We start from the raw sequence: 8,927 nt of genomic DNA, 5'->3' as shown, positions 1-8,927 counted from the left end.
GGCCATCTTTCTACCCGTCTGGTCGGCGGCGCGTCGGCCGCTGGTGGTCGTCTCAAATTACCGTAAAGCGGGGCCTGGAGCGGGTGAAGGGAATCGAACCCTCGTCGTAAGCTTGGAAGGCTTCTGCTCTACCATTGAGCTACACCCGCCCGGTCCACGCCACCGCCCCTTCCGGCCATCGGAAGCCTGGCGGCTCCCGCTTCCGCGCGAAAAAGAATGGTGGAGGGGGGAGGATTCGAACCTCCGTACTCCTAAGAGGGCAGATTTACAGTCTGCTGCCATTAACCACTCGGCCACCCCTCCAGCCGTCACCCCCCCCATACGGCAGCAAGGCCGGCACAAGGCGGGGCGACGGGAGAACGGAACTATGAGAATTTTCGCCGCCTTGTCAACTCGAAAAGAGCAGGCTAAACCGCGCAGACGGAGGTGTCTTCATGGCTGCACGCGATTCCCGTTCCAAACCCGCCTCGCGCCGCGACAAGGCGCCGCCCGCTGCCGCCGAGAGGGGGCGCGAGCGGCCGTCCGGCAATCTGTTTTGGCTGTTCGGCGTCCATGCGGTGCTGGCGGCGTTGCGCAATCCGCGCCGCAAGGTGGTGCGGCTGGCGCTGACGCCCGAGGCGGCGCGCGCCCATGCCGCCGCACTCGCCGAGGCCCGCGCCCTGCGCCCGCTGCCGGCCGAGGAGGCGACCGAGCGGCGCGACCTCGATCACGCCTTGCCGCCCGGCGCGGTGCACCAGGGCATCGCCGCTTTGGTCGAGCCCCTGCCCATCCCCGCCATCGAGGACATCGCCGGCCTGGCCGAGGGCCGCGACCACGCCGTGGTGGTGGTGCTGGACCAGGTCACCGACCCCCACAATGTCGGCGCCATCCTGCGCTCGGCCGCCGCCTTCGGGGCGCTGGCGGTGGTGGTGCCCGACCGCCACAGCCCCGAGGAAACCGGCACCCTGGCCAAGTCCGCCTCGGGGGCGCTGGAGCGGCTGCCGCTGGTGCGGGTGACCAACGTGGTGCGCGCCATCGAGGACCTGAAGGCGGCCGGCTTCTGGGTCGCCGGCCTGGCCGGCGAGGCCCCGCGCACCCTGGCCGAGGAGAAGCTGTCCGGCCGCGTCGCCCTGGTCATGGGGGCCGAGGGCGAGGGCCTGCGCCGCCTCACCCGCGAGCATTGTGACTACCTGGTGCGGCTGCCGATGACCGGCGCGGTGGAAAGCCTCAACGTCTCCAACGCCGCCGCCGTCGCCCTTTACGAACTGGTGCGCGAGCGCCTGAACCTGAGCGGGGGAAACGAGCGTGACGCGACAGAATGATTTCTACCTGGACGCCTATGACCGGGCCTGGAAGGCCCGTCTCGACGTCATGCGCGACCTGATCGCCGGAGGTGCCGAGACCGCCTTCGAGGTGGTGCGCCGGCTGAAGATCTTCGAGATCGACCACACCATGACCATGGACTGCACCTTCCGCCCCATCGAGCCGCCGACCGGCGATTCGCTGCTGCCCACCGGCATGCCGATGCTGCGGCCCGAGCCCGTACTGGGCCGGCTGCAGATGCGGCCCTTCTACGACGACCACGTCGATTTCCTGCTGCATGTCCTCACCCAACACGGCGTCGACGCCATCGTCGAACTGGGCAGCGGCTACGGCCGCAACCTGATCGAGCTCTACGCCCGTGGCGGCCCCAAGGACGCCGTTTACTACGCGGGCGAAATCAGCGAGGGCGGCCGCGCCGCCGCCGACATGCTGTTCGCGCTGACGCCCGGCCACCAGGCGAGGTCGTTTTGCTTCGACCACAAGGACCCGGACTTGTCCTGCCTGCGCGGCGCCGAACGGGTACTGCTGTTCTCGTACCACTCCATCGAACAGGTGGCCGAACTGCCCGCCGACTATTTCGCCCGCCTGGCCGCCTGCGCCCCGCAGGTCACCGCCATCCACATGGAGCCGTTCGGCTTCCAGCTGGACGCCCTGGACGGCGAGCCCAGCCGCCTGCAGCGCCACCTGTTCGCCGAGCGCGACTGGAACACCAACCTGACCGCCCGGCTGCTCGAGGCCAACGCCGCCGGCACCATCAGGCTGACCACCCTGGCCAAGGAGATCCTGGGCGGCGAACCCAACAACGCCACGTCGCTGGCGGTATGGACGAACATCCCGACGTGACCGCCCCCTTGCGGCCAATGGCCCTTGGCTCTAACTTTCCCCTCGTGGCCGGCTTAGCTCAGTTGGTAGAGCAGGAGTTTTGTAAACTTCAGGTCGCGGGTTCGAGTCCTGCAGCCGGCACCATCCGCCCCACCGGGAGGGAGCGCCCATGACCGAGCCCACACGGCCGCCATCGTCGCCTGGGGGAAGTCGCCGGGGCGTTGTAAGCGCAGGAATGCCATGATGAGAGTTTTCATACGGGGATTGTTCCTCCTGGCCATGGCCTGGGGTGGTGGCGGCACCGCTGCCGCCGAGACGGTGCGGGTGGGCGGCTATCCGTTTCCGCCCTTCGTCGAGGCCGACGGCTCGGGGCTGGCCCGCGACCTCATCGACACCCTGAACAAGGCGCAGTCGGATTACGTCTTCACCTTCGTGCCGGTGGCGGCGCGGCGGCGCTACGGCGACCTCGCCGAGGGGCGCTTCGACGTCATGTTCTTCGAGAGCCCGGAATGGGAATGGGCCGAGAAGGGCCTGCCGGTGGACTTCACCGCAATCTACCTGCGCGGCGGCGAGGTCTTCGTCGCCCGCGCCCAGCCGGGGCGCGGCCAGGACTATTTCGCCGAGCTGAAGGGCAAGAGCCTGGTCGGCATCCTCGGCTACCATTACGGCTTCGCCGATTTCGATGCCGATCCCGGGCGCCTGGCCCGCGACTGGAACATGAAGCTGGTGGGCAGCCACAGCTCCAGCATCGACATGGTGCTGGCCGGCCGCGTCGACATGGCGGTGGTGACCGATTCCTACCTGTGGACCTATCTGGGCCGCACCCCCGAGGCGCGGCGCGCCCTGCTGGTGTCGGAGCGGCTCGACCAGGTCTACCGCCACCGCGCGCTGGTGCGGCGCGGCGGCCCCATCGCCGTCGCCACCCTCGACGAACTGCTGCGGCGGCTGGACAAGGACGGCACCCTGCCGGCGCTGTGGAAGCGCGCCGGCATCGTGCGCTGAGGAGCCTCATCGCCCGCCCGTCCGGCATGTGGTAGACTCGCATCCGGGAAGGATTGGGGGATAAGCGAATGCCGTTGGACCCGGCCGCGCCGGATCACGGCGGCCAGAAGGCCGTCACCCTCGCGCTGCAGGGCGGCGGCGCCCATGGCGCCTTCACCTGGGGGGTGCTGGAAGGGCTGCTGAAGGACGGGCGCGTCCGCATCGAGGGACTGTCGGGCACCAGCGCCGGGGCGCTGAACGCCGCCGTGCTGGTGGACGGATTCATCCGGGGCGGCACCGACGGCGCCGTGACCGCCTTGCGCGAGTTCTGGCGGCGCATCAGCAGCACCGGGCTGCAGAGCCTGTTCTCGGCCAGTCCCTGGGGCCGCCTCGACGGCGGCTGGAACCTGGATGAGACCGGCGCCTATGCGCTGTTCGACATGGTCACCCGCATGTTCTCGCCCTACGAGCTCAACCCGCTCGACATCAATCCCCTGCGCGACGTGGTCGAGGATTCCATCGATTTCGAGGCGGTGCGCCACTGCGATTCCATCCGCCTGTTCATCACCGCCACCAACGTCAAGACCTGCAAGCCGCGCATCTTCCACAACCGCGAGATCACCGCCAAGGTGCTGATGGCCTCGGCCTGCGTGCCGCTGCTGTTCCGCGCCGTCGAGATCGACGGCGAGCATTTCTGGGACGGCGGCTACATGGGCAACCCGTCCATCTCGCCGCTGATCGGCGAATGCGGCGCCTCGGACGTGGTCATCGTGCAGATCAACCCGCTGGTGCGGGCCGAGGTGCCGACCAAGGCGCGCGACATCCTCAACCGCATCACCGAGCTGTCGTTCAACTCGTCGCTGGTGCGCGAGATGCGCGGCTTCGCCACCATCACCGGCCTGATCGAGGCGGGCAAGCTGAAGGACGACCGCTACAAGCCGGTCAACTTCCACATGATCGAGGCCGGCGGCGACCTGCCGGCGCTGGGGGTGTCGTCCAAGTTCAACACCGACTGGCGCTTCCTGGAGCACCTGCACGAGCTTGGAATCGACGCCGCCCAGCGCTGGCTGGCCGCCAATTACGACGCCCTCGGCAGCCGCTCCAGCCTGGACGTGTTCGAGGCCTTCGTGTGAGGCGGATTCGCCCTGTCTCCGTCATGCCCGGGCTTGAATTTTCGGACCGCGCTCGAGGGTGATGCAGACAGATTACCCTCGCCCGCCTGCGGGAGAGGGAGGGACCCGTCGCGACAGCGACGGGAGGGAGAGGGTGCGCGCCGCGAGGTGCGCTTCGCGACAGCGAAAGCTCTCGCGGGTCCAGGTCTTGGGCGCGTGGACACGCGCCGCCCTCACCCCGGCTCGCTGATGCTCGCCCCCTCTCCCGCAAGCGGGCGAGGGGGCACTTACTAGGGCGTGTTCCGTTTGAACGGAATATGGTCTAGCCGAAAATTCAGCCCGTCACCTTCCTACAGCTTCTTCGCCAGGGTGAAGGCGCCGCGGATGTCGCCCGGCTTGTAGCCGCGCGCCAGATCGGCCGGGTAGAGCTTCTCGATGCGGGCCATCACCTCGGGCTTGACGTCGCGGCCGTGGCAGTTCAGGCACAATTCGGCGGTGGGAATGGCCTTCATGAAGCGGAAGCTGCCGTCCACCGTCGCGGCGGCGACCAGGGTGTCGGGGCTTTCGCCGGCGGCGCGGCGGGCGTCGAAATCGGCCAGCACCTTCGCCTCCCACGCATCCGGCTTGTTGCCGGGATTGCGCAGTTTCAGGCTGGTGCGGCCCACCGACCAGCCGGACTTGGCGGCATGGGCCTTGGCGATGCCGGGCGCCTTCTCGTTGCACACGGCGATGGCCTCGAGCGGGCCGCCGGCCTGGACGCCCTTCTCCAGCTCGCCCTTCAGGGCGCCGCCGAATTCCTTGACGATACCGGCCGCCTCCTGCTTCAGCGCCTCGACATCGGCCGCCGCGGCGGGCACCGCCAGCGCGGCCAGGATCGCCGTCAACACCATGGAAATCTTCATCATTGCCTCCCTCGGCTTGTTGATTGGGGCCAGGATAGGGCCGGGCGGCGGGGCACAGGTAGTATTCAAGGACGACACCGCGCACGGCACCACGATCCAGAACACACTGCCGCGGCCGGGCCACGAGCGCACGCCGATGGCGTGGTTCAGCAGGGCGGCGGTGCGGCGCACCTCGGATAGCCCCAACCCCAGCCCCTTGGTTCGGTCGCGCTCGGGATTGCCGAGCTGGACGAAATCCTCGAACACCGAATCCAGCTGGTCGGCGGGGATGCCGGGGCCGCTGTCCCAGACCTCGATCCGGATGGTCGTCCCGACCCGCCGGCAGCCCAGCACGACGCGGCCCTGCCCGGTATAGCGCAGGGCGTTGACCAGCAGGTTGCGCAGCACGCGGGCGAGCAGGACGGGATCGGTCTCCACCTCGGCCGAGCACGACTTGATCCGCAACCGGATGCCGGCGGCGGCCGCCGCTCCGGCGAACTCGCCGGCCAGGCCGTCGAGCAGGGGGGGCAGCGCCACCGGGCGGGCTTCGACCCGGACCCGGCCGGTTTCCAGCACGGCGATGCCCAGCAGGGCCGACAGCAGGTCCTCGACTCCCTCCAGCGCCCTGGTCGCCAGGCCCAGCGGGCGGCGGTGGGCGGGCTTGGTCAAATTCTGGTCGAGGACATCCAGTGCCAGCCGCAGGCCCTGGATCGGCTGGCGCAAATCGTGGCTGGCGGCGGCCAGGAACAGCGATTTGGCCCGATGGGCCCGTTCCGCCTCGGCGGCGCGGCGCTCGGCCTCGTTGGTGCGTTCGGCGACCAGGCGCTTCAGCCTTTCCTCCTGGACCCGGGCCAGGCGGTCGCTGCGCAGCGCCCGCGCCCCCAGCACCGCCAGAAGCAGCGCGGACAGCAGCGCCAGCACCCCGGCCCCGGCGACGTCCTTCCACCAGCCGGCCCGGATGGCAGCGATCTCGATGCCGTAGGTGACCCAGACCGGATAGAGGCCGACCTTCTGGAAGGCGTACAGCCGCTCGCCGCCGCCGGTCTTGGGGCGAATCCGATAGGTGCCGCTGGCCTGCTGCGGGATGAGCTGCATCAGCCCCGGATCGTCCGAGGTCAGGCGGAGCGGCTTGGCCAGCGAGGGATGGCGGGCGAGTTGGCTGCCGTCCTCGCGGAACACCCCCACCGCCCGGGTCGCGGAATCGGCGCCGACCACCGCGCCGAACATCTCCTCGAAGGCGCGGGCGTAGATGGCGACGACGATGACACCGCCGGAATACCGCCGCGACAGGGTGAAGAACGAATCGTTGGTGACCCGGCCGACCACCTGCTTGCCCACCACCGTCCCGGTGCTGCCCGTGGCGCGGATGAAATAGTCGCGGTCTCCGAAATCGCGCCCCTGCAGGCGCGGGTCCAGCGTATTGGCCACCACCAATCCGGCGGGATTCATCACCACCAGGGCGACGGTCAGGCCCTGCACCGGCCGATGCCGGTTCAGCAGCCCGTCCAGCACCCCCGACGACAGCGCGCCCGGCGCCATCCCGGTCAGCCGCTGCTCGACCAGGTCGATCAGCAGGCCATGGCCGTCCAGCACCCGCGCGGTGTATTCCGCCACCAGCGCCGCGCGCCGGCCGGATTCCTCGGCCGCCGCCGCCATGGCGGCGCGATGGCTCTGGACGGCGTACAGCGCCAGCAGGGCGAACGGCAGCACCGCCCCCAGCACGAGAAGCAGTTTCAGGGACCCACCGCGCCCGGGCCGGGCTGGATCAATGTTCACCACACTTGGGTCCGCCGAAAGGAAAGATTAGCGGACTATATTTAATCCAGGCGCGATGGAAATATGGCGTCCCGCCTAGGCCGGATGGGGGCGCACGCCAGTGGGCGCCATTACTTGGGATGATTCAACCGAACCTTGGCGGCGGCGGCACGGGCGGCGGCGCGGGCGTCTTCGACACTTCCGTGGCGGGCCAGGGCCAGCGCCACTCCCATGCGGCGATAGGGCCTTGTGGTCGGCTTGTTGAAGATACGCACATCCAGCTCGATGCCCGGCGCGTCCGGGGAGAGCGCCTCGGCCAGCCCTTCGACCGCGAAATCGTCACCGTCGCGGTCGGCCAGGATCACCGCCGAGGCGGCCGGCCCCAGCTGGGTGATGACGGGAATGGGCAGGCCCAGGATGGCGCGGGCGTGCAGGTCGAACTCGGTCAGGTTCTGCGACACCAGGGTGACCATCCCGGTATCGTGCGGGCGCGGCGACAGCTCCGAGAAGATGACGGCGTCGCCCTTGACGAAGAACTCCACCCCGAACAGGCCATAGCCGCCCAGATTGTCCACCACCGCGCGGGCCTGGCGTTGCGCCTCGGCCACCGCCTGGGCGGTCATGGGCGTCGGCTGCCAGCTTTCCTGATAGTCGCCGCGCTCCTGCCGGTGGCCGATGGGATCGCAGAACACCACGCCGTCACGGGTGCGGATGGTCAGCAGGGTGATCTCGTAGTCGAAGTCGATGAAGGCCTCGACGATCACGCGGCGGCGGTCGCCGCGCATGCCGGCCACCGCGTAGTCCCAGGCGGCATCCACCTGGTCCGGTTCGCGCACCGTGCTCTGGCCCTTGCCCGAGGACGACATCACCGGCTTGACCACGCAAGGGATGCCCACCTTGGCCACCGCCGCCCGCATCTCCTCCAGGCTCTCGGCATAGAGGTAGGTGGAGGTCGGCAGGCCCAGCTCGGCCGCCGCCACCTCGCGGATGCGGTCGCGGTTCATGGTCATCAGGGTGGCCCGCGCCGAGGGAACCACGGTGAAGCCCTTGTCCTCGTAGTCCTTCAGCACCTCGGTGCGGATGGCCTCGACCTCGGGGACGATGGTGTCGGGCCGGTGCTTCTCGATGGCCGCCCCCAAAGCGGCGCCGTCCAGCATGGAGAACACCTCGGCCTCGTCCGCCACCTGCATGGCCGGCGCGCCGGCATAAGAATCGCAGGCCACCACATGGGCGCCCAGCCGCTTGGCCGAAATGACGAATTCCCGCCCCAGCTCGCCGGAACCGAGGAGAAGGATCTTGGCGGTGGCGGTCATGGTGGGGCTCCCCCAGGGTGGTGAGCCGTCATGGATAAGGGGAGTCGGGGCGGGAATCAACGCCTCCCTCCCCCGGCGAAGCTGGGGGAGGGTCGGGGTGGGGGCTGCGCGCCAGCGCGGCAAGGGTTGGGGTAAGGGAACACGGATGGCTCGGATGCCCGCTGACGCGGGCCACGGATGGAAGAGTGTGGTTGGCCGATCAGGCCTCAAGCGGGAAAGCGGCCGCCGTCCCTGTCACCGCGCCACCGGCCCGGGCTGGCAGAAGCGGATGAACGAGGCGCTGAGGAAGGCGGCGGGTCTGTAACCCCCCTACCCTCGCCCCCGCTTCCCCGCCGCCGCCACCCTTGCCACCCTCAACGCCTCCCGCCCCAGCGCCGCCGCCTCGTCGAAATCGTCCACCGCTGCCTCGGGCAGGCGCCAATAGCCCATGGCGGTGACCTTGCCGGTCTTGGGGTTGGTCCAGGTGAACTGGCGCGAGCCCTCTTCCGTCAGACGGGCGGCGAAGGCGGCATCGGCCTTCAGGTAGATGTCGCCGTCGGCGATCAGCGCGAAGAACAGCCCGTCGCAATAGATGCCGCCCCCGCCGAACATGCGGCGGATGCTGATGGCCCCCAGCGGCGCGAACATCTCGCGCGCCAACTCGGCGGCGGCCTGGTCCTCGGGTGATGCGGCCATGCCCCCCTCCCCTGTCGTGATGGACGTCAACTCGGACCGAACCGTCGTCTCATTCGGGCCTCATCCTGAGGAGGCCGCGCCAGCGG

The 8,927-nt window shown here is 69.4% G+C and carries 7 protein-coding genes and 3 tRNA genes; 5 read left to right on the top strand and 5 right to left on the bottom strand.

Annotated elements, in window-relative coordinates:
* Positions 1-75: 75 nt before the first annotated feature.
* Together MTBUT4_RS13390 and MTBUT4_RS13385 are read right to left on the bottom strand one after the other, a co-directional pair.
* Positions 76-149: transfer RNA gene (locus MTBUT4_RS13390), tRNA-Gly, on the bottom strand.
* Positions 150-217: 68 nt separating this feature from the next.
* Positions 218-303: transfer RNA gene (locus MTBUT4_RS13385), tRNA-Tyr, on the bottom strand.
* Positions 304-434: 131 nt separating this feature from the next.
* Between MTBUT4_RS13385 and rlmB the strand changes: the two genes are divergently transcribed.
* The 5 genes from rlmB to MTBUT4_RS13360 all read left to right on the top strand — a co-directional run bounded on the left by rlmB (position 435) and on the right by MTBUT4_RS13360 (position 4,238).
* Entirely contained in the window at positions 435-1,301 is an 867-nt protein-coding gene (gene rlmB / locus MTBUT4_RS13380) for a 23S rRNA (guanosine(2251)-2'-O)-methyltransferase RlmB (protein ID WP_173980193.1), read from the top strand.
* Positions 1,285-2,145 (top strand): hypothetical protein, encoded by an 861-nt coding sequence (locus MTBUT4_RS13375; protein ID WP_173980192.1) that lies wholly within the window; start codon positions 1,285-1,287, stop codon positions 2,143-2,145. Before rlmB ends, MTBUT4_RS13375 begins: the two co-directional genes overlap by 17 nt.
* Positions 2,146-2,192: 47 nt before the next feature.
* A tRNA-Thr gene (locus MTBUT4_RS13370) sits at positions 2,193-2,268 on the top strand.
* 99 nt (positions 2,269-2,367) lie between these two features.
* Positions 2,368-3,126, top strand: a complete 759-nt coding sequence (locus tag MTBUT4_RS13365; protein WP_254434861.1) for an ABC transporter substrate-binding protein — start codon at positions 2,368-2,370, stop codon at positions 3,124-3,126.
* 68 nt (positions 3,127-3,194) lie between these two features.
* On the top strand, positions 3,195-4,238 hold the full coding sequence (locus tag MTBUT4_RS13360; protein ID WP_173980190.1) for a patatin-like phospholipase family protein: 1,044 nt from the start codon (positions 3,195-3,197) through the stop codon (positions 4,236-4,238).
* 329 nt (positions 4,239-4,567) lie between these two features.
* On the opposite strand, the gene MTBUT4_RS13355 is transcribed toward MTBUT4_RS13360, so the two are convergent.
* The 3 genes from MTBUT4_RS13355 to MTBUT4_RS13345 form a co-directional block, all read right to left on the bottom strand.
* Positions 4,568-6,874, bottom strand: a complete 2,307-nt coding sequence (locus tag MTBUT4_RS13355) for an ATP-binding protein (RefSeq protein WP_173980189.1) — start codon at positions 6,872-6,874, stop codon at positions 4,568-4,570.
* Positions 6,875-6,984: 110 nt separating this feature from the next.
* Entirely contained in the window at positions 6,985-8,166 is a 1,182-nt protein-coding gene (gene purT, locus MTBUT4_RS13350; protein ID WP_173980188.1) for a formate-dependent phosphoribosylglycinamide formyltransferase, read from the bottom strand.
* A 309-nt stretch (positions 8,167-8,475) separates the two neighbouring features.
* On the bottom strand, positions 8,476-8,841 hold the full coding sequence (locus MTBUT4_RS13345) for a TfoX/Sxy family protein (RefSeq protein WP_173980187.1): 366 nt from the start codon (positions 8,839-8,841) through the stop codon (positions 8,476-8,478).
* Positions 8,842-8,927: the final 86 nt, after the last annotated feature.

The organism is Magnetospirillum sp. UT-4 (assembly GCF_902729435.1).
Lineage (GTDB): Bacteria > Pseudomonadota > Alphaproteobacteria > Rhodospirillales > Magnetospirillaceae > Magnetospirillum.
The sequence above is the reverse complement of the archived record's forward strand: the minus strand, read 5'-3'. Positions and strand labels throughout refer to the sequence as shown.